Genomic DNA, 23,154 nt, shown 5'->3' on the forward strand with positions numbered 1-23,154 from the left:
CAGCCCAGCGGCCACCCGGAGCAACGCCTGTCAGGAATCGACGGGTCCAGGGAAGGAAACCCGCATGCTCCTTGCCCGGCTCGCCCACGTCTCCCACGCCGTCGCCGCCACTTCCGCCCGCTCCGGGAAGATCGGGCTACTGGCCGACCTGTTCCGGGCGGCGCGTCCGGACGACGTACCGATCGTTATCCCGTATCTGTCCGGACGGCTCCCCCAGGGCCGCATGGGCATCGGCTGGAATCTCTTGAAGGACCCCGTCGAGCCCGCCGCCGAACCCACCCTGACGGTACATGGCACGGATGCCGCGCTCACCGCCATCGGCGCCGTCACCGGTTCCGGGTCCCAGGCCGAACGCAGTCGTCTCGTGCGGGAGTTGCTGGGTGCGGCCACCGGCGAGGAGCAGAAGTTCCTGTTCGGGCTGCTGACCGGTGAGGTCAGGCAGGGCGCGCTCGACGCGATCGCCGTGGAGGGGCTCGCGCGGGCCACGGAGGTGCCGGCCACGGCGGTGCCGGCCACGGCGGTGCGCCGTGCCGTGATGCTCGCCGGAGCGGTGAGTCCCGTCGCCGAGGCGCTGCTCGCCCATGGCCCCGAGGCACTGGACGAGTTCCGGCTCAGTCTCGGGCGGCCCGTCCTGCCGATGCTCGCGCAGGGCGCCGCCTCCGTGGGTGAAGGCCTCGACAAGCTGGGGCCGTGCGCGGTCGAGGAGAAACTGGACGGCATCCGCGTCCAGGTGCATCGCAGCGGAGCCGACGTACACGTCTACACCCGTACGCTCGACGACATCACCGATCGACTTCCCGAACTCGTCGACGCAGCGAGGGGTTTGGCGGGCAGTACGTCCTTCATCCTGGACGGCGAGTTGATCGCTCTGGGCTCCGACGGCAGGCCCCGGCCCTTCCAGGAGATCGCCGGGCGGGTCGGCTCGCGCGTCGACGTGGCCAAGGCGGCGGCCGAACTGCCCCTGTCCCCCGTCTTCTTCGACGCCCTGTACGCCGATGGTCGGGATCTGCTCGATCTGCCGTTCGCCGAGCGGCACGCTCAGCTGTCCCGGCTCGTGCCGGAGCCGATGCGGGTGCGCCGCACGCTCGTGGACGATCCGGCGGACGAGGCCCAACGCCGGTCCGCCGAGGGCTTCTTCGCGGACACCTTGCGGCGCGGCCACGAAGGCGTCGTACTGAAGGCGCTCGACGCGCCCTACAGTGCGGGGCGGCGCGGCGCGTCCTGGGTGAAGGTGAAGCCCGTGCACACGCTGGACCTCGTGGTGCTCGCCGCCGAGTGGGGGCACGGGCGGCGCACCGGCAAGCTCTCCAACCTGCATCTCGGCGCGCGGCAGGCGGACGGGACGTACGCCATGCTCGGCAAGACCTTCAAGGGCATGACGGACGCGATGCTGGCCTGGCAGACCGGGCGGCTGCGCGAACTGGCCGTCAGCGACGACGGTTTCCTGGTGACGGTGCGTCCGGAGCTGGTCGTCGAGATCGTCTACGACGGGCTGCAGAAGTCCACGCGCTATCCGGCGGGCGTCACGCTGCGCTTCGCGCGGGTCGTGCGCTACCGCGAGGACAAGACGGCAGCCGAGGCCGATTCCGTCGAAACGGTGCTGGCCGAGCAGCGGCCCGAGCCCTAGGGGGAGTCCGTTGGGTCCTGCCAGCGGTAGAGGTCGCGCAGCAGGGAGATCTCGGCGCCGTGATGGATCAGCTCCTTGTTGACGTGCTGGACGATGACCTCCATGGGAAGCCGCTCGGGACCCACCGCGGGCGGATTCTCCAGCTCGGCGTCCGAGAGTTCGCGGACCCCCGCGTTCCATCGCCCGTACATCTCGTCGAGCTGTTGCAGCGCCTCGTCGGCGGTCCCCGCGTAGGCGAAGGTCTCGGAGTCGACGTCCTGGCCGCCGAAGTGCCAGCCGACCCGATAGCCCAGGCACGAGACGATGATGTGCGACAGCCGCCAGGCAATCGTGGTGACCGGCGCCGGCACCGGGTCAGGGGACGCGAAGTCCATCGTCCACTCCCCCGAACCCACCGGCATCGGTGCGGCCGAGGTGCCACGCGGGCGGATGCTCCAGCAGCCGCGCACCGGCTCCCAGAAGTACTCCTCGTCGGCGAGACCGTCCAGCCGCGGCCGCAGGTTCTTGCGCCAGTACCAGTCCAACTGCTCCGCGAGCCGCTCGCTTCTTGTCATGTCCGCACACTATCGACCACGAGATCTGGCTGCGGGCCGACCCGCTTCGGCGGCCTAGCCCCGGACCGGTTCCCCTACCACCAAGTTCTGGCAAAGATCAGACCGATAGGGTGACCTTAACGCTTTGTTGACGCCCATCCACACGATCAGCATGAATTGGGGAGAGCTGTGCCCGCTTCACGCCTGAGCCAGACGCCACTTCCTGGCATCGGCATCCGGTACGACCTGACCACCCGAGAACAGCGGCAGATCTCGGTGGTCGCGCACCGGGACGGTGCCCGCACGCTCAGCGCCTACCGCGCGGACGACCCCGACGCGTGCGCGCTGTCGCTGCGGCTGAGTTCCGGCGAAGCGGCCGCCCTGATCGACGCGTTGATGCCCTCGCACCACAGCCCGAACCTGCTGCACACCACCGATCTGGGCCTGGTCGCCGAGCGGATCGAGGTGGCGGCCACCTCGCACTGGAACGGGCGGCTGCTGGGCGAGACCCAGATGCGGACCGAGACCGGCGCGTCCATCGTGGCGGTGCTGCGCCGGGCCGATGCCATCCCGTCCCCCGCGCCCGACTTCCGTCTCGCGGGCGGCGACACCCTCATCGTGATCGGCACCCGTGAGGGTGTGGAGAGCGCCGCCGCGATACTCGGGCGGGAGTGATTCGATGCATTCGGCTGTCTTCCTGATCGAATTCGGCGCGATCATCCTCGCGTTGGGACTGCTCGGCAGATTCGCCGGGCGGTTCCGCTTCTCCCCCATTCCGCTCTACCTCCTGGCCGGGCTGGCGTTCGGCGAGGGCGGGCTGCTTCCGCTCGGCGCCAGTGAGGAGTTCGTCGCGATCGGCGCCGAGATCGGCGTCATCCTGCTCCTGCTGATGCTGGGGCTCGAGTACACGGCGAGCGATCTGGTCAGCAATCTGAAGACCCAGTACCCGGCCGGTCTGGTCGACATGGGGCTCAATGCCGTGCCGGGCGCTCTGGCCGCGCTCCTCATGGGCTGGGGTCCGGTGGCCGCCGTCGTCCTCGCGGGCGTCACCTGGATCTCCTCGTCCGGCGTCATCGCGAAGGTCCTCGGCGACCTGGGCCGCCTCGGCAACCGCGAGACGCCGGTCATCCTCAGCATCCTGGTCCTCGAAGACCTGGCCATGGCGATCTATCTGCCCATCATCACCGCCCTGTTGGCCGGTGTCGGCTGGGCTGCGGGCAGCCTCACCCTGGGCATCGCGCTCGGCGCTGCGGGCCTGGTGCTGTTCCTCGCGGTGCGCTACGGCCGGCTCATCTCGCGCTTCGTTTCGAGCGACGACCCGGAGAAGCTGCTGCTCGTCGTCCTCGGTCTGACCATCCTGGTCGCCGGGATCGCCCAGCAGCTCCAGGTCTCGGCGGCCGTGGGCGCGTTCCTCGTGGGCATCGCGCTGTCGGGCGAGGTGGCCGAGGGCGCGCACAGTCTGCTGGCGCCGCTCCGGGACCTGTTCGCCGCCGTGTTCTTCGTCTTCTTCGGTCTGCACACCGATCCGGCGAGCATCCCGCCGGTGCTGCTTCCGGCGCTCGCCCTCGCGGTCGTCACGGCGTGCACGAAGATCGCCACCGGGTACTGGGCGGCCCGGCGCGCCAAGATCTCCGTCAAGGGCCGCTGGCGGGCGGGCGGTGCGCTCGTGGCGCGCGGCGAGTTCTCCATCGTCATCGCGGGGCTCGCGGTCACGGCGGGCATCGAGCCGTCCCTGGGCCCGCTTGCCACGGCGTACGTCCTGATCCTCGTGATCGTCGGCCCGCTGACCGCACGGTTCGCGGAGCCGGTGGCCGCGCGGGTGGGCGGCGTCCTGGCGCGCCGCCGTGAAGCCACGGCCGCGGCCTCGGTGGCCCTGCCCTCTCCTCGGGAGCCGGAGCCGGAGCCGACCACTCGGGATTCGCTCGACGGGCAGGGCACGGGCGGCCGTTCCTGACCGAAGATGGAGCGCCGGTCGGCCGGAGCGGTCGAGCCGACTCGAATCAAGGAGAAGCGATGGCGTTGGAGATGCGGGACCGTTGCGAGCGCTGCGAGAAGGCGGCCCTGCCGCTCGACGCGCAGGCGCGTATCTGCTCCTACGAGTGCACGTTCTGCGAGCCCTGCGCCGAGAGCATGCTCCATGTCTGCCCGAACTGCGGCGGAGAGCTGGTGCGCCGCCCCACACGCGCGGCGGCCTGACGGCGCAACAGGCGACGCGTGCGGGCTCCGGCCGGACTCGGCCGGAGCCTGCGCGTGTCCCGGGGTGGTCACCGCCCCACGGCATACCCCTGCATCCCGCGCGGATTGGCCGCCGCCGAGAGCACTCCGGTGCGCGGATCGCGTGCCACCGCGCAGAGCCGCCCCTCCGACCAGGGCTCGCCGACCGTCACGTCGTGGCCGCGCCGCCGCAGCTCCTCGATGACGTCCGCGTCCATGCGGGACTCGACCGTGACGCTGCCGGGGCGCATGCCGCGCGGGTAGAAGGAGCCGGGGAAGCTGTCGTTGTGCCAGTTGGGGGCGTCGACGGCGCCCTGGAGGTCGAGGCCGCCGCGCACGGATTCTCGCAGGGCCACCGCCAGGAAGAAGTGCACCTGCCACTGGTCCTGCTGGTCGCCGCCCGGTGTGCCGAACGCCAGCACCGGTACGCCGTCCTTGAGGGCGAGGGACGGGGTCAGGGTGGTGCGCGGACGGCGGCCCGGTGTCAGGGAGTTGGGCAGGTCCTCCTCCAGCCAGGCCATCTGGAGCCGGGTGCCGAGCGGGAAGCCCAGCTCCGGGACGACCGGGTTGGACTGCAGCCAGCCACCGCTCGGCGTGGCCGCGACCATGTTGCCCCAGCGGTCGACGATGTCCAGGTGGCAGGTGTCGCCACGGGTGGCGCCGTCCGCCGAGACATCCGGTTCGCCGGGCACGGGTGAGCTGCCCGCGCTGGTGCCGCCCTTGGCGACGGTCGGCTCACCGGCGCCCGCTCCGGACAGGCCGAGCGCGTCGAAGCCGGGTTCGCCGGCCGCGACGGCGCGGGCGTGGGCGCTCAGCCGGGCGGTGCGTCCGCCGGGGCTTCCGGGGCGCAGCTCGTACGAGGCCTTGTCGCCGATGAGCGCCCGGCGTTCCGTGTTGTACGCCTCGGAGAGGAGATCGGCGACGGGTGCCGTGCCGGGTCCTGCGGCGTCGCCGTACCAGGCCTCGCGGTCCGCCATGGCGAGCTTGCAGCCCTCGATCAGGAGATGGACGTACTCGGCACAGCCGTACGCGGGCAGCTCCGCGCGCTCGGAGGGCAGCAGCGCCAGCTGCTGGAGGAAGGCGGGCCCCTGGCTCCAGGCGCCCGCCTTGCACAGCGTCCAGCCGTTCCAGTCGTACGTCGCGGGCGCCTCGTAGCTTGCCTCCCAGCCGGCGAGGTCGGCGGCGGTCAGCATCCCGGTGTGCCGGGTTCCGCTGGTGTCCATCGTGGGGCGGGCGGCCTGGCGGATCAGGGCCTCGGCGATGAAGCCCTCGCTCCAGATCTTCCGCGCGGCGTCGATCTGCTCGACGCGGGAGCCGTCGCCCGCCTCCTCGATCAGTCGGCGCCAGGTCGCGGCGAGCGCCGGGTTCCGCAGCAGTTCGCCGGGCTGCGGGGACTGGCCGTCGGGCAGATAGATCTCGGCGGACGAGGGCCATTCGGTCTCGAAGAGTTCGCGGACCGTCTCGACGGTCTCGCCGACGCGCTCCACGGGTGCGTGGCCGTCCTCGGCATACCCGATGGCGTATTTGAGGACGTCGGCGAGGGACTTGGTGCCGTGGTCCCGCAGGAGCAGCATCCACGCGTCGAAGGCTCCCGGTACGGCGGCGGCGAGCGGGCCGGTACCGGGGACGAGTTCGAGGCCGAGGGAACGGTAGTGGGCGACGGTCGCGCCGGCGGGCGCGACGCCCTGTCCGCACAGGACGCGCACCTCTCCCCCGGCGGGCGCGAGGATGATCGGCACCTCGCCCGCCGGGCCGTTCAGGTGCGGCTCGACGACGTGCAGGACGAAGCCCGCGGCGACGGCGGCGTCGTAGGCGTTGCCGCCGTCCTCCAGGACGGCCATCGCGGACTGCGAGGCGAGCCAATGGGTGGAGGACACCATGCCGAAGGTGCCTTGGAGGGTCGGCCGGGTGGTGAACAAGTGGACTGCTCCTAGCGTGCGGTGCGGGTACCGGGGATCGTACGAAGGGCCGGGGCGGCGGCGTCCGGTGCGGTGCCGTCGTCGCCGACGAGGTGGCAGGAGACCTCGCGCCGTGGGCCGTCTCCGGGCAGCTCGCGCAGCCCGGGGACCTCGGTGCGGCAGCGGTCGACGGCCAGCGGGCAGCGGGTGTGGAAGCGGCAGCCCGGTGGCGGGGCGAGCGGGCTGGGCAGTTCGCCGCTGAGGACGATGCGCCGCCGGGTGCGCTGCAGGGCCGGGTCGGGAACGGGCGCCGCCGACAGCAGCGCCTGGGTGTACGGGTGCTTGGGGTCGGCGAACAGCTCGGCGGTCGGGGCCTGTTCGACGATCTGGCCGAGATACATGACCGCGATGCGGTCGGCGAGGAACTCCACGGCGGCCAGGTCGTGCGTGATGAACAGACAGCCGAAGCCGCGGTCGCGCTGGAGGTCGGCGAGCAGATTGAGGACGGAGGCCTGCACGGACACGTCGAGGGCCGACGTCGGTTCGTCGGCCACGAGCAGATCCGGGTCGACGGAGAGCGCGCGGGCCATGGAGATACGTTGCCGCTGCCCGCCGGAGAGTTCGTGCGGATGCCGCTCCGCGTGCTCGGGGCGCAGCCCGACCTGGCCGAGGAGTTCCGCGACGCGGGCCCGTGCCGCATCCCCCTTGGCCATGCCGTGCAGCCGCAGCGGCTCGGCGATGATCTGCCCGACGGTCATGCGCGGGTCGAGCGAGGAGGAGGGGTCCTGGAAGACGAGGTGGAAGTCCTTGCGCAGGGGGCGCAGGGCGCGCCGCGAAAGGCGGGTCACGTCCCTGCCGTTGATGCGGACGCTGCCGCCGGTGGGTTCGTCGAGCCGCACGGCACACCGCCCCACCGTCGACTTGCCGCTCCCCGACTCCCCCACGAGGCCCACGACTTCGCCCTTGCCGACGGTGAGAGTGACGCCGTCGGCGGCGCGTACGGTGCCGCCCGATCCGGCGAAGTGCCTTTCCAGGCCGGTCAGTTCGAGCACGGGCTGCTGGGTCGTGGTCACTGTCCGGCCTCCTGGATGGTGGGCGCGAGCGCGGGGGCGTCCTGCGGGTGCCAGCAGGCGGCGCGGTGCGTGGCGTCGGCCCCCGCGTTCGGGGAGACCGCCTTGAAGCCGGGCCGCCCGCCCGTGCACTGGTCGTCGGCGTACGCGCAGCGCGGGGCGAAGGTGCACGCGTCCGGCTGGACGTCGAGGCTCGGCACCAGGCCGGGGATCTCGGGGAGGCGCCGCTTGCCCTCGCCGCCGGGGCGGAGCACGGCGCTCAGGAGGCCACGGGTGTACGGGTGGCGTGGTTCGGCGAACAGCTCGTCCACCGGGGCCTGTTCGACGGGGCGGCCCGCGTACATGACCAGGACACGGTCGGCGGTGTCGGCCACCACGCCCAGGTCGTGGGTGATCAGGACGATCGCGGTGCCGAGCCGTTCCCGCAAGGACTGCAGGACTTCGAGGATGCCGGCCTGCACGGTGACGTCGAGGGCGGTGGTCGGCTCGTCGGCGATCAGCACGGACGGGTCGCAGGCGACCGCGATGGCGATCATGACGCGTTGCCGCATGCCTCCGGAGAGCTGGTGCGGGTACTCGTCGACGCGCTGTGCGGGGGCCGGGATGCCGACCAGGTCGAGGAGTTCGACGGCATGCGCGCGTGCCTCCTTCTTCGACAGGCCCTGGTGGCGCCGGAGCACCTCGCCTATCTGGCGGCCGATCGTCAGGACCGGGTTCAGCGAGGTCATCGGCTCCTGGAAGATCATCGCGATGTCCTTGCCGCGGACCTTCCCGAGTTCCTTCTCGCTCGCCCCGGCGATCTCGCGCCCGCCGAGCCTGACCGACCCGTCGATGTGCGCGGTGGGCGGCAGGAGTCCCATCACGGCCATCGCCGTGACGGACTTGCCGCACCCCGACTCGCCGACCACCGCGAGCACTTCGCCCGCCGCGACATCGTACGAGAGACGGTCGACGGCGTGCACGGTGCGGGTGTCCGAGCGGAAGGAGACGGACAGATCGCGGACGCTCAGTACGGGCCGGGTCATCGGGTGGCTCCTCGGGGGTCGAGGACGTCCCGCAGGCCGTCGCCGAGCAGGTTGAACGCCAGGGTGGCCGCGACGACGGCGAGTCCGGGGAAGACGGCCATCCACGGCGCGGGCGCGAGGAAGGACTGGGCGCCGGAGAGCATCACGCCGAGCGAGGCGTCCGGCGGCTGTACGCCGAGGCCCAGGAAGCTGAGCAGCGCCTCGCCGATGATCGCGGCGGGGATGCCGACGGTCGCCTGGACGGTCAGCGCGGAGGTGGCGTTGGGCAGGATGTGCCGGAAGAGGACGGTCGCGTCGCCGCCTCCGTTGGCGACGGCGGCGGCCACATAGTCGACGTGCCGCAGCCGCAGGGTCTCGGCGCGGGTGATGCGGATGACGGCCGGGATCTGCGAGATCCCGATCGCGATCGTGGCGTTGGTGAGCGAGGGACCGAGCACGGCCGCGAGTCCCACGGCGAGCACCAGGAAGGGGAAGGCGAGCATCGTGTCGGTGAGCCGGGAGACGACGCTGTCGGCGAACCTGCCGTAATAGCCGGCGAGCAGCCCGAGCGGTACGCCGATCACAAAGGCGAGGGCCACCGCCAACACGCCGACCTGCATGGACGCCCGTGCCCCGTACACGACGCGGGAGAGCTGGTCGCGGCCGAGGTCGTCGGTGCCGAGCCAGTGCGACCAGCCGGGCGCGGCAAGGGCATTGGCGAAATCAGGCCGCGCGGGGTCGTAGGGCGCGACCAGGGGCGCGAAGAGCGCCGCGAGGACGAACACGGCGGCGATGATGCCGCCGGTCATGGCGAGCCGGTTCTTGCGCAGGGCACGGAGCTTGCCGCTTCCCGCGCCCGCGGAACGTATCCGCCCGAGCGCTGTCGTGAACACCGCTGTCGTCACCGGGCACCTCCGAGCCGGATGCGCGGGTCGATGACCGAGTACGCCACGTCGACCAGCAGATTGATGAGGATGTACGCGGCGGACGTGCAGAGCACGACGCCTTGCAGGGTTGCGTAGTCACGGGTGAAGACGGCGTCGATGGTGAGTTTGCCGAAGCCGGGCAGGACGAAGATCTGCTCGGTGACGACGGCGCCCGAGATGAGGTGGCCGAGCTGGAGTCCGAGCACGGTGACGACCGTGACCAGGGAGTTCCGCAGCGCGTGCCCGCCGATGACCTCGCGCCGGGACAGGCCCTTGGCGCGTGCGGTGCGTACGTAGTCGGCGGAGAGCGAGTCGAGCATCGCCGCCCGCGTCTGGCGCATCACGACGGCCGCGAGACCGGAGCCGAGGACGATCGCGGGGAGGACCATGCGGCGCAGGTTGTCGAGCGGGTCGGTGCCGAACGGGACGTATCCGGAGGCCGAGAAGACCGGCACGGCGATGGCGAGCCCGAGGACGAGGACGATGCCCAGCCAGAAGGTCGGGATCGAAAGCCCGAGCAGGGCAAGGGCGTTGGCGAGCCACTCCTCGGGCTTTCCGCGCCGAACGGCGGCGACGATGCCCGCGCCGATGCCGAGCACGACCGCGAACAGGAGGGAGAGCGCGGCCAGTTCGAGGGTGATGGGCAGCGCTTCGGTGATCGCGTCGGCGACGGGCAGGCCCGTCCGCGATGACGTACCGAGGTCGCCGGTGACGGCGTGCCCGATGAACCGCCCGTACTGGACGAGGATGTTGTCGTCCAGGCCATAGCTCTCGCGGATCGCGGCGAGCGCCTCAGGGCTGCGTTCCTCGCCGGCGAGGGCGAGCGCCGGGTCGCCGGGCAGCGCGCGGATGCCCGCGAAGACGACCATGCTGACCAGGACGAGCGTGATGAGCGACTGCCTCAGCCGGGTGAGCAGATACGACGTCATGGGGCTCGGGCGCCAGGAGACCCGGCGCGCGGCGGAGGGCAGCCGCGAGGAGGTCAGGCTCATCGCGTGTACCCCGCAGTCGTGACGCGGACCAGGCCGTCTCCGTAGACACGGACTCCCGCGACGTCCTTGCCCGCCACGACGTAGTTCTTCTGCCGGTAGAGGTAGATGAGCCCGCGCCGCTCGGTGGCGCGGCGGGTCAACTCCTCGTAGATCTCGGCGCGTTCGTCCGGATCGGCCTCGGCACGGCCGCGTTCGACGAGGCGGTCGATCGCCGGGTCGGAGAGTCCGTAGGCGTTCATCGCGCCGCGCGTCTGCAGGAAGCTGGCGATGTTGCCGTCCGGGTCGAGCCGCCCCGACCAGCCGCTGGTGAAGGCGTCGTACTGCCCGGAGTCGGTCTCTTCGAGCATGGTGGCGTACTCGGTGGGGCGCAGCGTGACGGCGAACCCGGCTTCCTTGGTCATGGCCTGGATGACCTGTCCGAGGCGGCTGTGCTCGGGCGTGGTGGACACCTTCAGCTCGATACGGACCGGAGTCTTCACTCCGGCCTCCTCCAGCAGCCGTTTGGCCTTCGCCACGTCGCGCCTGGGACATTCGGATGCCTTGACGCCGGGCGCGATGGCGGATTCGGGCGAGACGGGGCCGCAGGCGGGCTCGAACATGCCCTGGAAGACGACCTTGTTGATGAGTTCGCGGTCGATGGCGAGCTCGAACGCCTCACGGACCCGCGCGTCGCGCGCGAGCGGCGTGTCGATGCGCCCCGGCTTCTCCCCGAGCCCCTTGACGTTGCCGACATTGAGGCCGATGCCCTGGTAGCCGAGCGAGGGCGAGTTGAAGAGCTGGAGGCCGGGCTCGGTCAGCGCGCTGCGCACGTCGACGGGCGTCATCTGGTCGCCGACCTGGACGTCTCCGGAGCGCAGATTGGCGAGGCGGACGTTGCCGTCGGGTATCGGCCGGTAGACCACCTTGTCGAGGTGGACGCGGTCGGCCGCGTAGTAGTGCGGGTCCTTGGCGAGCACGATGCGGTCGCCGCCGACGCGTTCGACGTACTTGAAGGGGCCGACGCAGGAAGGGTGGTTGGTGAAGTTCTTGCCGTACTTCTTGAGGGCGGTCGGCGACATCACCATGCCCGAACGGTCCGCGAGGACGGCGGTGAGCGGGACGTAGGGCTGCTTGAGCTTCAGCCTCACCGTGTACGTACCTGTCGCCTCCGCCCCTGCGAGCGGGGCGAGTTCGGTGGCGCGCGCCGATCCCGGGAGGTCGCGGTGCCGGAGCAGGGAGGTGACGGCGGCGGCCGCGTCGAGCCTGGTGCCGTCGCTGAACCTCAGGCCCTTGCGCAGGCCGAAGGTGACGGTGCGGCCGTCCTTCGAGGTCTTGGGCAGGGCGGTGGCGAGCTGCGGGATCACGGTCCCGCGCTCGTCGATGTCGTAGAGCTTCTCGCACATTCCGGCGAAGACGGTGCGGCCCACGAGCGTCTGCGCGAGGGTCGGATCGAGCTTGTCCGGATCGGCGTTGAGGGCGACGGTGAGCGTGCCCCCGTCACGTACGGGACGGTCGTCGGTCATGCGCTCACCGCCGACCTCGGTGGCCGAGGACTGCAGGGAGCCGCAGCCCGCCGTCAGGGACATCACCAGGGCAACTGCCGCTGGGGCAACCGCTTTTCGGCGCACGGGTGGATACCTCCGCCAGGGTGGTTCCGGGCTGATCGCGGACGATCAAGGAATACCGCAGAACGTATTTCGCATACAGTCCGCACACAAGAGGTCGGTACGGATGCCTGGCTGGATTTGATGAAGATTGAATAACCGAGCGCGACAAACGGAACGCAAGGCGCGCCCGCCCCGCTGAGCAGCCACTTCCGGTCGCCCTCGCGACCCGGCCGGCGGGACGGGCGCCGCCCGCCGTCAGGTCCTGCGGCTGCGGGCCGCCAGTCGGACGCAGGCCACGCCTGCCGCGACCGCGGCCACCGCGACTCCGCCGAGGTAGTAGAGGCTTCGCTCGTCGCCCGTCTCGGCGAGTTGGGGGGATCGGGGGCGTGCGGGAGTCACGGGGGTCGCGGGAGTCGCGGGGGGCGAGGCAGCCGACTCGGCGGGCGAGGGCGGCACTTCCGCGCGGTCGCTCGGCGCCGGGGCGGCGGGAAGCGCCGACGTGGACGTCGAGGGCGCGGGTGAAGTCGGGGACGGCGGCGGCGTGTTGGGCACCGGTGCGCCCACGGACCAGCTCGCGCTGGGCGTGGCGGCGGGCGGCGAGTCCTCGTCTCCGTACCCGGACGGTCGCGAGTGACCGTCACCGGACGACTGCGCGTCACCACTTCCGGACGGCCGCGTGTCACCGCTCCCGGACGGCCGCATGGCACCGCTCCCCGATGACGCCGCGCCCGAAGGCTCGTCCTGCCCGTAGCCGGTGTCGTCCCCGTTCCCGTACCCGGCGTCCACCCCCTCGGCCGCGTGAGCCGGTTCCCGCGTCGTGTCGCTGGAGGCCGCTGCCGCCGTCGTCCAACAGCCCCACACGATCAGGGCGGGGACCGCCCCCGCCACCATTCGCCGCGCGTTCTTCCTCACCAGCACCGCCTCCGTCTCAGAGTTCGCCATTCGTGCGCTCAGAGGATGAGCGGCCTTTTCGTCCGTCGACGGCACGACGCGCCGGATGCCGGCAGGGCTCACCCCGCTGGCCGCGCGGGCGCGACGCGGGCGTCACCCTCCCGAATCACCTTCACCAGAACCGCCGTTCGACAGTGGGACGGGCATCGGGGCGGCACTGGCGGGCCCGGCGGCAGGACCGCTCGACGGGCCGTTGCCAGTGGGCCGCGCTACTCTCCGCGCAACCGACCGTTTTACCCCGATCTGGGAGGTTTCCATGGCATCGCGACTCAATCCGTACATCAGCTTCGGCGGCGACGCCCGACAGGCGATGGAGTTCTACGAGCAGGTCTTCGGCGGCACGCTGACGCTCAACTCCTACGGCGATTTCGGGCAGCAGGACTCGCCGGAGGCCGACAAGATCATGCACGGCATGCTGGAGACCCGCTCCGGCTTCACCCTGATGGGCGCCGACACCCCGCCCGGCATGGAGACCACCCAGGGCAGCAACTTCTCGGTGAGTCTGAGCGGCGACGACGACGCCGAGCTGCGCGGCTACTGGGAGAAGCTCTCCGCCGGCGGCACGGTGTCGGTCCCGCTGGAGAAGCAGATGTGGGGCGACGTCTTCGGCATGTGCACGGACCGCTTCGGCATCCCCTGGATGGTGAACATCAGCGAGCCGCAGGGCTGAGAATCCTCCCGGGTCGCGGCCGCTGAGCAGCACGCCTACGGTGTGACGGGGGTGTGCTGTGTGACGGGGGCGTCTGGAGGCCACCGATGGATCGCTCACCCATGCCGGAACCCTTCGAGACCGCGCAGTCGGCGGGTTCGCCGCCGCCCTCCGCCCCACAGCTGAGCGGTGGACGGCACGAGCACCGCTGGCTGATCCTCGGGGTCGTCGGGATCGCCCAGCTCATGGTGGTCCTGGACGCGACGATCGTGAACATCGCGCTGCCCTCGGCCCAGCAGGACCTGGGATTCAGCGACGGCAACCGCCAGTGGATCGTCACGGCGTACGCGCTCGCCTTCGGGAGTCTGCTGCTCCTGGGCGGGCGCATCGCCGACCTGGTGGGCCGCAAGGCCGTCTTCCTCGCCGGTCTCGGCGGGTTCGCGCTCGCCTCGGCCCTCGGCGGCGCGGCGACGAGCTTCTCCATGCTGGTGGTGGCCCGCGCCCTCCAGGGCGTGTTCGGCGCGCTCCTGGCGCCCGCCGCGCTGTCCCTGCTCACGACGACGTTCACGGACCCCAGGGAGCGCGCGAAGGCGTTCGGCATCTACGGCGCCATCGCGGGCGCCGGCGGCGCGGTCGGCCTGCTGCTCGGCGGCGTACTGACCGAGTATCTGGACTGGCGCTGGTGCCTCTACGTGAACCTGATCTTCGCGGTGTTCGCGATGCTGGGCGGCGCCCGGCTGCTGCACGGCGGCAGGCCCGACGACCGGCCGAAGCTGGACGTGCCGGGCACACTGCTGGTCTCCGCGGGCCTGTTCTGCGTCGTCTACGGCTTCTCGAACGCCGAGACGCACGCCTGGAGCGACGTCGACACCTGGGGGTTCCTGGTCGTCGGCGCCGTCCTCGTGGCCGCGTTCGCCTGGTGGCAGACGCGGGCCGAGCATCCGCTGCTGCCGCTGCGGGTGGTGCTCGACCGGGACCGCGCGGCGTCGTTCCTGGCGATGTTCATCTCGGGCGCCGGGATGTTCGGCGTCTTCCTGTTCCTGACGTACTACCTCCAGCAGATCCTCGGCTACACCCCCGTCAAGACCGGCCTCGCCTTCCTGCCGATGGTCGCGGTGATGGTGGTGGTCTCGGTCGTCACGACCAACTGGCTCGTGCCGCGCTTCGGCGCGAAGCCGATCGTGCCGCTCGGCATGGGACTCGCGGCGGCCTCCATGGCCTGGTTCACCTCCCTCGGCGTGAACAGCGGCTACGCGGCGCACGTCCTGCCGCCGCTGCTCGTCGCCGGTCTCGGCCTCGGTCTGGTCTTCGCCCCGGCGATGAGCATGGCGACCGCGGGCGTCGCCGCGCACGACGCGGGCGTCGCGTCCGCGATGGTCAACACCAGCCAGCAGGTGGGCGGTTCGATCGGCACGGCCCTGCTCAACTCCCTGGCGACGAGCGCCGCGGCCAACTACCTGGTGGGCAAGGAACCCACTCCGCAGGTGCGGGCCCAGTCGGCGATGGAGAGTTACTCGACCGCGTACTGGTGGTCGGCGCTCTTCTTCGCCGTCGGGCTCGTCGTTACGGTCGTCCTGTATCGGCGCGGGGCGCCCGTCCACTCGGACGCGGGTGGCGGCGCGGTGCACATGTAGGAAGCAGTGCACATGTAGGAAGGCGGGGCGATGGCATCCACCGAGGCCGCGGCCACGGACAGCGCCGACGGCGGCGTCGCGCTCGCGTCGGCGCGGGGCCGCTGGGTGCTCGCCTGCGCCGTGCTCGCGTCAGGCATGGCGATGCTGGACGGCACGGTGGTCAATGTCGCGCTGCCGACCCTCGGCCGGGATCTGGACGCCTCGATCGGCTCGCTGCAGTGGGTGATCAACGCCTATATGCTCACGCTCTCCGCGCTGCTGCTCCTGGGCGGCGCGCTCGGCGACCGCATCGGGCGGCGGCGCACGCTGGTCATCGGCATCGTGTGGTTCGCCCTCGCCTCCGCGCTGTGCGGCCTCGCGCAGAACGCGGGGATGCTCATCGCGGCCCGCGCGCTGCAGGGCATCGGCGGCGCGCTCCTCACGCCCGGTTCGCTGGCCTTGGTGCGTACGTCGTTCCGGCCGCAGGACCAGGCGCGGGCGGTGGGCGCCTGGTCGGGGCTCGGCGGGGTCGCCGGTGCGATCGGGCCGTTCCTCGGCGGCTGGCTGATCGACGGTCCCGGCTGGCGGTGGATCTTCCTCATCAACGTGCCGCTGGCCGCGCTGGTGCTCCTCGCGGCACGCCATGTGCCGGAGAGCCGGCTGGAGGGCGCCGCGGACAAGCCGTTCGACGTGACGGGGGCGTGTCTGGCCGCGCTGTTCCTCGCGGGCATCAGCTTCTCCCTGATCGGGGCGTCGGGCGACTCCTCGGCCGCGGCCGTCCTGCCGGGGCTGCTCGGCCTCGCGGCGGGCGTCGTCTTCGTCCTGGTCGAGCGGCGCCGCGCGGACCCGATGCTGCCGCTCTCCCTGTTCCGCTCCCGGCTGTTCAGCGCGGCCAACATCATGACGCTCTGCCTGTACGCGGCGATCGGCGGGCTCCTGTTCATGCTGCCGGTGCAGTTGCAGACGACGCTCGGGTACGACGCGTTGCAGGCGGGCACGGCGACGCTGCCGATCACCGTACTGATGCTGCTGCTCTCGGCCGCCGCCGGTGATCTGTCCCGCCGGGTCGGACCCACGCTGCCGCTGGTCGCGGGGCCGCTCATCGCGGCGGCCGGGGCGCTCCTGATGCTGCGGATCTCGCCGGGGGCGTCGTACGTGACGTCGGTGCTGCCCGCGGTCGTCGTCCTCGGCCTCGGGATGAGCGTGTTCGTGGCGCCGCTCACCGCGACCGTCCTCGCCTCGGTGGACGCCGGGCACGCGGGGCTCGCCAGCGGCGTCAACAACACCGCAGCGCGCGTCGCCCAGATGCTGGTGGTCGCCGCGCTGCCGCTCGCGGTCGGCCTGTCCGGCACGGCGTACGCGGATCCGGACGCGCTGGACACGGCGTTCGGCAAGGCGGTCGTGGGCTGCGCGGGCCTGTTCGTCCTCGCGGCGGCGGCAGCGGCGGCGTTCATCCGGCCAAGCCCCGACGCCTGGCACGAGGATCCGGGGAACAAGCCGCGGTGCAAGTCCCATCTCGGCGTCGGCGCACCGCCGTTGGAGCCGGGGAAGGACTGCGCGGGGTGACGGTCGATCAGCGGTGTGACGGTCGGTCAGAAGAGAGCATGTCCGTCAGCGGAACGCCTCCGCCAGATGACCGTCTCCGTCAGAGGACCGCTTCGACCTCACGGACGAACAGCGTGACCGTCACGCCCTCCGTGAAACCGTTGCGGCGCATCAGCGCGGCGGACGCGGTGTTGCGGGATTCGACGTCCGTCACGACGGCGGTCGCACCGGCGGCGGTCAGCGTCGCACAACAGGCCTGCACCAGATGGCTGGCGACGCCCTGCCCCTGATAGTCCGGGGCGCTGGCGATCCACTCCAGATTGCCCCAGTCCGTACGCTGGTCGAAGCCCATGGAGCCGAGCACGAACCCGGCGATCCGGTCACCGTCCAGGGCCACCCAGCAGGCGGGCGCTTCGGCGTCCATGTGCCCGGCGATCGCCGACAGCGACCAGGACGTATAGGGCTTCACCGAGGTGTCGTACAGCTCCCGGCCGAGGGTGAGGACGTCGGCCAGATGGGTGGGCGCCATGGGCTCCAGGACGATCGGGGAGCGCTGGTGACCGGCGGGGGCTGACATGGGACCTCCCAGGGGCTGGCGCCGACTACGTCTCACGCTAGGAGGCGAAGCGGCCCGGCGCGAACCGGCGCCGAGTTGACCGACCCTCGTCCCGGCGTGTGGGGGCACCGCTTATCGTGGTGCGCATGTCCGCTCCTGAGCTGATCCGCATCGTCTCCCGTTCCTCGCCCATGGCGCTCGCCCAAGTGGAGCGCGTCCGCTCCGAACTGGCCGCGCTGCACCCCGGCGTGCGCACCGAGGTCGTGCCCGTCACGACGTCCGGCGACAAGTGGATGGGCGACCTCGCGAAGCTCGGCGGCAAGGGCGCGTTCACCAAGGAGGTCGACGCGGCGCTGCTCGCGGGCGAGGCGGATCTCGCGGTGCACTGCGTCAAGGACGTACCGGCGGACCGGCCGCTGCCGGCGGGCACGACGTTCGCCGCGTTCCTCAAGCGGGACGACATCCGCGACGCGCTCATCCACCCCGGCGGACTCACCCTGGACCGGCTGCCCGCGGGGACCCGCATCGGCACGTCCTCGGTCCGCCGCATCGCCCAACTCGCCGCTTCCCACCCGCACTTGGAGTGCGTGCCGATGCGCGGGAACGCCGGCCGCCGGATGGAGAAGCTCGCGGCGGGCGACGCGGACGCGCTGCTGCTCGCCGTGTCGGGGCTCGAGCGCATCGACCGGATGGACGTGGCGACGGAGGTCCTGTCGGTGGAGACGATGTGCCCGCCGATCGGCGCGGGCATCCTGGCGCTGCAGTGCCGCGAGGACGACACGGCGACCATCGACGCCGTCTCCGGCCTCGGCGACCCCGACGCCTGGCGCGAGGCGACCGCCGAGCGGATGTTCCTGCACGTCCTGCAGGGGCACTGCAACTCCCCCATCGCCGGGTACGCCCGCTGCGAGCCGAGCGGCGATCTCTCGCTGCGCGCCTGTGTGTTCACGCCGGACGGCAAGACGGTCCTGAACGCGCACGAGTGGGCGGGCAGGCTCGACCCGGCGACGCTCGGCACGTCGGTGGCGGTGACGCTGCTGCGGCAGGGCGCGCGCGAACTGATCGACTCCATCGCGCACTGACCGGCGACGCCCGGGGTCAGCGGCTGTCCGCCTCCGGGCGGCGTGCCACCCAGAGCTGACGCGTGGAGCGCACCACGAGGTCGTCCCGGCGGCGTACGTCCGCCGGGCCGCCGTCGAGCAGGGCGTCCAGCGCGGCCAGGTCCGCCGGTTCGACCAGCCCGTCGAGCCTGCCGCGGATGCCGCTGAGCGTGAGGTAGGCGTAACGGCCGACGCCGTCGGGCAGCGGTGCGCGCAGCTCCAGGCGCTCGGTGCGCTCCTGCTCGACCGTGAAGCCGGCCGCTGTGAGCCGCCCGCCCCAGTCCGCGCCCAGATGCGGTACGTGTTCGGCCTGCAGTGCGTCCAGGGCCTCGCGGCAGCGGGCCTCCAGTGCGGGGCGGTCCGGTACGGCGTCGTCGGGCAGGAAGCGCGGCATCCCGTCCAGTTCGGCGACGGCGAGGAGGCCGCCGGGGCGCAGGGCGGCGTGGATGCCGGCGAGGGCCGCGGCGGGGTCGTCCACGTGGTGCAGGGAGGCCGATGCCCAGACGAGGTCCGCGTCCGTGATGCCGGGCAGGCCGTGGGCGGCGTCCGCCTCCAGGGTGCGGACGCGATCGCCGAGGCCCCTTTCCGCCGCGGCCTCGGCGAGCCCGGCCAGCATCGCGGCCGAGCTGTCGACGGCGGTCACGCGGGCCGTGGGGAACTGCTCCAGGAGTGCGAATGTCCCGGCGCCGGTACCCGCGCCGATGTCGACGATGTCCTTGACCTCGCCCCCGGCGAGGCAGGCGAGCCGTCCGGTGACGGTGGTCAGGTAGGAGGCGAAGAGCCGGGCGTCGAGGTCGAGCACCTCGGCGAGACGGTGCTGGTGTGCGGCGTCGTGCGGTGCGGAGTCCGCGTGCCGGTGGTCTGAGGCGTGTGCGTGCGGTGCGGAGTCCGCCTGCCGGTGGTCTGAGGCGTGTGCGTGGGGTGCGGGATGTGCGTTCTGTGCCATGCGGCCGACCGTACGACATCTTGCCCACGGCACATACATTCTTGCCCATGACGCAAGAAGGTCGTGGTCTCGACGGCCTCACGCGCAAGACCGGCCGCCTGCGCCCGAAGCCTCGCGCGACTCAGTCCTTTTTCGACTTCACGGCCGCCTCGGCGTCGACGATGCCCAGGCCGAGCTTGGTGTCGTCGTCCGGGTTCTTCGCGGTGGAGCGCAGCGCGGACATGATCTGGTCGGGGTCGCGGTCCTGCGCGTGCAGCAGCGCCGCGACCGCGGCGACGTACGGAGAGGCCATCGAGGTGCCGTCCAGTTCGCCGTACCCCGAGTCGTTCTTCAGGGTCTCCTTGACCTTGTACGTCGGCAGCGTGGACAGGATGCCGACGCCCGGCGCCGAAACGGCGTTCTGCGCACCGAAGTTGGAGAAATCGGCGGGCCTGCCGTCCTGGTCGCTGGCGCCGACCACCACGACCGGGGTGCTGACCTTGTACGGCTGGGTGTCCTTCCCGTCGTTGCCCGCTGCGGCGACCACCACGGCGCCCTTGTCGTGCGCGTGCTTGAAGGCCGCGTTCAGGATGCCGCCCTGGAGCAGGTTCGACATCAGCGGGCCTTCGCCCAGGGACAGGTTGATGACGTCGGCGCCGTGGTCGGCGGCCCAGAGGATGCCCTTGGTGATGTTGGCGTTGCTGCCGCTGCCGTTGGCGCCCAGCACGCGGACCGGCATGATCTTGGCCCCCGGGGCGCCGCCCGCGACGCCGATACCGTTGTCCGTGTGGGCCGCCGCGATCCCGGAGACATGGGTGCCGTGACCGTTCTTGTCGAGCGGCTCGTCGTCGCCGTCGACGAAGTCGTAGCCGTCGACCAGGCGGCCCTTCAGGTCGGGGTGGTCCAGATCGGCGCCGGTGTCGACGACCGCGATGACGGTGTCGTCGCCCTTGCTCTCGTCCCACGCGCCCGGCAGCTTCAGCGCGTCCAGTGCCCACTGCTGATCGCGCATCGGGTCCGGCTTGCTGTCGTCACCGCACGCGGTGGCGAGCGCCGCCACGGCCAGCAGACCTGCCACCGGCCGGATCCAGACCCGCCGTCGCCGTTCCTGGCTCATGTGACAACCACCCCTCGCGCGACGTCGACCGGCCTTCGCTCACGTGCCCCGTCGGAGCACCGGCTGAGCTTCGAGCCTCCGGTCCGGTCCGCGGCTGCGCCACACGGGGGCCGCCGTTCGTGTGACGGGGGCGGGCCACGGCGCCGCAATCCTGTTGTCAGGCCAGGGACTTGCCTTGCCGCTCCAACGCCTCGGCGAGCAGGCGCACGGCCTTCGGGCCGACTCCGTGCAGGGCGAGCAGTTCACGCCGGGTGCGCCGCGCCACCTGGTCGAGCGTCGTGATCCCCGCGCCGTGCAGGGCGCGGGTGGCCGGCTTGCCGATACCGGCGGGCAGGTCGCTGCCGGATGCGCCGGCGGTGCTTTCCGCTGTGGGCGGCGACGCTTTGTCCGGCGTACTTGAGGAGGCCAATGACGTCACCCCTTCAGCGTTCCCCCGCAAACAAAACGGGCAAGGGCGAATACTCGCTCCTTGCCACTCTTAATTTATAGCGCAGTGGGGGGCTTGCGGCAAGGCCCCGGTCATACCGCAGAATCACTCGCCTGAACCAGAACCTGAGGAATCGGGAGATTCACGGAGTGCCCTTTCTTATGTCGCCCACCAGCGCGTTCGACCTGCCTGCCGCTCTCGACGCCAAGGCCGACCCGGCATTGATCGCCGCCGACGAAAAGCACTTCGCGGCCATCGCACAGACCCTGGAGCAGTCGATCGCCGAACTCTCCGGCCGTATCGCCGAATTGCGCAAGGCACCCGGCGGCATCGGCCAGGAGGCGATGGACCGGGACGCGGAGATCCACCGGCAGAGCGCCCGCCTTCGCACCCTGCGCCGCTTCGGCCTCGACCTCTGCCTCGGCCGCGTCGTCGGCGCGGACGACGACTCCGAACCCGTCTACGTCGGACGGCTCGGGCTGACCGACGACACGGGCCGGCGGCTGCTCATCGACTGGCGCTCCCCCGCGGCGGAGCCGTTCTTCGCCGCGACCCATGCAAACCCGATGGGCCTCGCGAGCCGCCGCAGGTACCGCTGGACCGACGGCCGGATCAGCGACTACTGGGACGAGGTCTTCACCGCGGAAGGACTCGAAGGGCACGCCGCGCTCGACGACCAGTCCGCGTTCGTCGCCAGCCTCGGCGCCAACCGCTCCGCCCGGATGCGTGACGTGCTCGGCACCATCCAGGCCGACCAGGACGCCATCATCCGCGCGGGTTCCCGTGGCGCCCTCGTCGTCGACGGCGGTCCCGGCACCGGAAAGACCGTCGTCGCCCTGCACCGCTCCGCCCACCTGCTCTACGCCGACCCCCGCCTCGGCCACCGGCGCGGCGGCGTCCTGTTCGTCGGCCCGCACCGGCCGTACCTGAACTACGTGGCCGACGTCCTGCCGAGCCTCGGCGAGGAGGGCGTACAGACCTGCGTACTGCGGGACCTGGTCGCCGAAGGAGCGACGGCCACGGTCGAGAGCGACCCCGAGGTGGCCCGCCTGAAGTCCTCCGCGGACCTGGTGAAGGCCATCGAGAAGGCGGTCAGGTTCTACGAGGAGCCGCCCGCGGAAGGTATGACGGTCTCGACCCACTGGGACGACGTCTGGCTCAGTGCCGCCGACTGGGCCGAGGCCTTCGACGCGGTCGAGCCCGGCACCGCGCACAACGAGGCGCGCGAACAGATCTGGGCGGAGCTGTGCACGATCCTCCTGGACAAGGCCGGCGCGGGCGACGAGGACGGCGAGGTCTCGCCCGAACTGTTCCGGCGGTCCCTTCGGCAGAACAAGGAGCTGGTCACGGCCCTCAACCGGGCGTGGCCGATGATCGAGGCCGCCGATCTCGTCTCCGACCTGTGGACGGTCTCCGCCTACCTGCGGATGTGCGCCCCCTGGCTCGGCCCCGACGACGTACGCAAGCTGCAGCGCAAGGACGCTCCGCAGGCCTGGACGGAGTCCGACCTGCCGCTGCTCGACGCGGCCCGGCAGCGGCTCGGCGACCCGGAGGCGGCACGCCGTCAGCGGCGGCACGCGGCCGCCGTCGCCGCCGAGCGCGAGCGCATGGCCCGCGTCGTCGACGACCTGATCGAGGTCGCCGACGACGAGTACGGGTCCGGACTGGTGACGATGCTGCGCGGCGAGGACTTCAGGGACGCCCTCGTCGACGAGGACGCGCTGGCCGTCGCCGACCCGGACCGTCTGGCGGGACCGTTCGCGCACATCGTCGTGGACGAGGCCCAGGAGCTGACCGACGCGGAGTGGCAGATGCTGCTGCTGCGCTGCCCGTCCCGGAGCTTCACCGTCGTCGGGGACCGCGCGCAGGCGCGGCACGGGTTCACGGAGTCGTGGGAGGAGCGGCTCGCGCGTGCCGGGCTCGACCGCATCACGATGGCTTCGCTGAGCGTCAACTACCGTACGCCGGAAGAGGTCATGGCGGAGGCCGAGCCGGTCATCCGGGCCGCGCTCCCCGACGCCAATGTGCCGACCTCGATCCGCAGCAGCGGCGTCCCCGTCGTACACGGCTCCGTCGCGGAGCTGGACTCGGTCCTCGGCACATGGCTCGCCACGCACGCCGAGGGTGTCGCCTGCGTGATCGGCGGCAGCGGAGATGCCGCACTGCGCGAGATGTCTCTTCCGGAGACGTCCCGCGTCCGTGCGCTGACGCCTTCGCTGTCGAAGGGGCTCGAGTTCGACCTGGTCGTCCTCGTCGATCCGGAGGAGTTCGGCGAAGGGATCGAAGGGGCGGTCGACCGGTACGTCGCGATGACGCGGGCGACGCAGCGGCTCGTGGTCCTCAGGAGCTGAGGGACGGGTCGGCACTCGGGCGGATCCCGGGCGCAGTCGCGAACTGCGCCCGGGGCCACCCGAGTTGCCG

General features: G+C 71.7%; 21 protein-coding genes. 9 read left to right on the forward strand and 12 right to left on the reverse strand.

Annotated features, from left to right (window positions below; genetic code table 11):
• The first annotated feature begins 64 nt into the window (after positions 1-64).
• Positions 65-1,627 carry an ATP-dependent DNA ligase gene (locus ACIBKX_RS15385; RefSeq protein ID WP_363276152.1) on the forward strand — a complete coding sequence of 521 codons (1,563 nt, stop codon included), beginning with the start codon at positions 65-67 and terminating at the stop codon, positions 1,625-1,627.
• On the opposite strand, the gene ACIBKX_RS15390 is transcribed toward ACIBKX_RS15385, so the two are convergent.
• A complete protein-coding gene (locus tag ACIBKX_RS15390; RefSeq protein ID WP_363276153.1) occupies positions 1,624-2,181 on the reverse strand; it encodes a DinB family protein in 558 nt (185 codons plus the stop codon). The genes ACIBKX_RS15385 and ACIBKX_RS15390 overlap by 4 nt on opposite strands.
• Positions 2,182-2,364: 183 nt before the next feature.
• Here ACIBKX_RS15390 and ACIBKX_RS15395 point away from each other — a divergent pair, with 183 nt between their 5' ends.
• Genes ACIBKX_RS15395 through ACIBKX_RS15405 form a run of 3 tightly spaced genes read left to right on the forward strand, consistent with a single transcriptional unit; the run spans position 2,365 to position 4,356 of the window.
• A complete protein-coding gene (locus ACIBKX_RS15395; RefSeq protein WP_363276185.1) occupies positions 2,365-2,835 on the forward strand; it encodes a TrkA C-terminal domain-containing protein in 471 nt (156 codons plus the stop codon).
• A 4-nt stretch (positions 2,836-2,839) separates the two neighbouring features.
• The gene (locus tag ACIBKX_RS15400; RefSeq protein ID WP_363276154.1) at positions 2,840-4,114 is read left to right on the forward strand and encodes a cation:proton antiporter; all 1,275 of its coding nucleotides are present in this window, start codon (positions 2,840-2,842) and stop codon (positions 4,112-4,114) included.
• Between the two features lie 59 nt (positions 4,115-4,173).
• On the forward strand, positions 4,174-4,356 hold the full coding sequence (locus ACIBKX_RS15405; protein WP_363276155.1) for a DUF1272 domain-containing protein: 183 nt from the start codon (positions 4,174-4,176) through the stop codon (positions 4,354-4,356).
• Between the two features lie 68 nt (positions 4,357-4,424).
• Here ACIBKX_RS15405 and ACIBKX_RS15410 read toward each other — a convergent pair whose 3' ends face one another.
• The 7 genes from ACIBKX_RS15410 to ACIBKX_RS15440 form a co-directional block, all read right to left on the reverse strand.
• Complete coding sequence (locus ACIBKX_RS15410; protein WP_363276156.1) at positions 4,425-6,293, reverse strand: gamma-glutamyltransferase; 1,869 nt, start codon at positions 6,291-6,293, stop codon at positions 4,425-4,427.
• Between the two features lie 11 nt (positions 6,294-6,304).
• Positions 6,305-7,345 carry an oligopeptide/dipeptide ABC transporter ATP-binding protein gene (locus ACIBKX_RS15415; protein ID WP_363276157.1) on the reverse strand — a complete coding sequence of 347 codons (1,041 nt, stop codon included), beginning with the start codon at positions 7,343-7,345 and terminating at the stop codon, positions 6,305-6,307.
• Positions 7,342-8,367, reverse strand: coding sequence for an ABC transporter ATP-binding protein (locus ACIBKX_RS15420; RefSeq protein ID WP_363276158.1), 1,026 nt, complete (start codon positions 8,365-8,367; stop codon positions 7,342-7,344). The genes ACIBKX_RS15415 and ACIBKX_RS15420 overlap by 4 nt, the downstream gene beginning before the upstream one ends.
• On the reverse strand, positions 8,364-9,251 hold the full coding sequence (locus tag ACIBKX_RS15425; protein WP_399375780.1) for an ABC transporter permease: 888 nt from the start codon (positions 9,249-9,251) through the stop codon (positions 8,364-8,366). Before ACIBKX_RS15425 ends, ACIBKX_RS15420 begins: the two co-directional genes overlap by 4 nt.
• Positions 9,248-10,201: an ABC transporter permease gene (locus ACIBKX_RS15430; protein ID WP_363276187.1), complete on the reverse strand. Its 954-nt coding sequence runs from the start codon at positions 10,199-10,201 to the stop codon at positions 9,248-9,250. Before ACIBKX_RS15430 ends, ACIBKX_RS15425 begins: the two co-directional genes overlap by 4 nt.
• A gap of 59 nt (positions 10,202-10,260) precedes the next feature.
• Positions 10,261-11,829, reverse strand: a complete 1,569-nt coding sequence (locus tag ACIBKX_RS15435) for an ABC transporter substrate-binding protein (protein WP_363276188.1) — start codon at positions 11,827-11,829, stop codon at positions 10,261-10,263.
• 276 nt (positions 11,830-12,105) lie between these two features.
• On the reverse strand, positions 12,106-12,762 hold the full coding sequence (locus ACIBKX_RS15440; protein ID WP_363276159.1) for a hypothetical protein: 657 nt from the start codon (positions 12,760-12,762) through the stop codon (positions 12,106-12,108).
• A 295-nt stretch (positions 12,763-13,057) separates the two neighbouring features.
• Between ACIBKX_RS15440 and ACIBKX_RS15445 the strand changes: the two genes are divergently transcribed.
• From ACIBKX_RS15445 to ACIBKX_RS15455, 3 genes are all read left to right on the forward strand, one after another.
• Positions 13,058-13,471 carry a VOC family protein gene (locus ACIBKX_RS15445; protein WP_363276160.1) on the forward strand — a complete coding sequence of 138 codons (414 nt, stop codon included), beginning with the start codon at positions 13,058-13,060 and terminating at the stop codon, positions 13,469-13,471.
• Between the two features lie 86 nt (positions 13,472-13,557).
• Positions 13,558-15,084 carry an MFS transporter gene (locus ACIBKX_RS15450; RefSeq protein WP_363276161.1) on the forward strand — a complete coding sequence of 509 codons (1,527 nt, stop codon included), beginning with the start codon at positions 13,558-13,560 and terminating at the stop codon, positions 15,082-15,084.
• 30 nt (positions 15,085-15,114) lie between these two features.
• Positions 15,115-16,629: an MFS transporter gene (locus ACIBKX_RS15455; protein ID WP_363276162.1), complete on the forward strand. Its 1,515-nt coding sequence runs from the start codon at positions 15,115-15,117 to the stop codon at positions 16,627-16,629.
• Between the two features lie 79 nt (positions 16,630-16,708).
• On the opposite strand, the gene ACIBKX_RS15460 is transcribed toward ACIBKX_RS15455, so the two are convergent.
• Positions 16,709-17,185 carry a GNAT family N-acetyltransferase gene (locus tag ACIBKX_RS15460; protein ID WP_363276163.1) on the reverse strand — a complete coding sequence of 159 codons (477 nt, stop codon included), beginning with the start codon at positions 17,183-17,185 and terminating at the stop codon, positions 16,709-16,711.
• 125 nt (positions 17,186-17,310) lie between these two features.
• On the opposite strand from ACIBKX_RS15460, the gene hemC reads away from it, so the two are divergent.
• Positions 17,311-18,246, forward strand: coding sequence for a hydroxymethylbilane synthase (gene hemC / locus ACIBKX_RS15465; protein ID WP_363276164.1), 936 nt, complete (start codon positions 17,311-17,313; stop codon positions 18,244-18,246).
• Between the two features lie 16 nt (positions 18,247-18,262).
• Here the strand turns inward: hemC and ACIBKX_RS15470 are convergent, their stop codons facing one another.
• The 3 genes from ACIBKX_RS15470 to ACIBKX_RS15480 all read right to left on the reverse strand — a co-directional run bounded on the left by ACIBKX_RS15470 (position 18,263) and on the right by ACIBKX_RS15480 (position 20,724).
• Positions 18,263-19,210, reverse strand: a complete 948-nt coding sequence (locus ACIBKX_RS15470; RefSeq protein WP_363276165.1) for a class I SAM-dependent methyltransferase — start codon at positions 19,208-19,210, stop codon at positions 18,263-18,265.
• A 121-nt stretch (positions 19,211-19,331) separates the two neighbouring features.
• Positions 19,332-20,306, reverse strand: coding sequence for a S8 family peptidase (locus ACIBKX_RS15475; RefSeq protein WP_363276166.1), 975 nt, complete (start codon positions 20,304-20,306; stop codon positions 19,332-19,334).
• A 157-nt stretch (positions 20,307-20,463) separates the two neighbouring features.
• Positions 20,464-20,724 carry a helix-hairpin-helix domain-containing protein gene (locus ACIBKX_RS15480; RefSeq protein ID WP_363276167.1) on the reverse strand — a complete coding sequence of 87 codons (261 nt, stop codon included), beginning with the start codon at positions 20,722-20,724 and terminating at the stop codon, positions 20,464-20,466.
• A gap of 170 nt (positions 20,725-20,894) precedes the next feature.
• Here ACIBKX_RS15480 and helR point away from each other — a divergent pair, with 170 nt between their 5' ends.
• Positions 20,895-23,084, forward strand: a complete 2,190-nt coding sequence (gene helR / locus ACIBKX_RS15485; protein ID WP_363276168.1) for an RNA polymerase recycling motor ATPase HelR — start codon at positions 20,895-20,897, stop codon at positions 23,082-23,084.
• Positions 23,085-23,154: the final 70 nt, after the last annotated feature.

The sequence above is a fragment of the Streptomyces sp. NPDC050658 genome (genome assembly GCF_044457025.1).
Classification (GTDB): Bacteria; Actinomycetota; Actinomycetes; order Streptomycetales; family Streptomycetaceae; genus Streptomyces.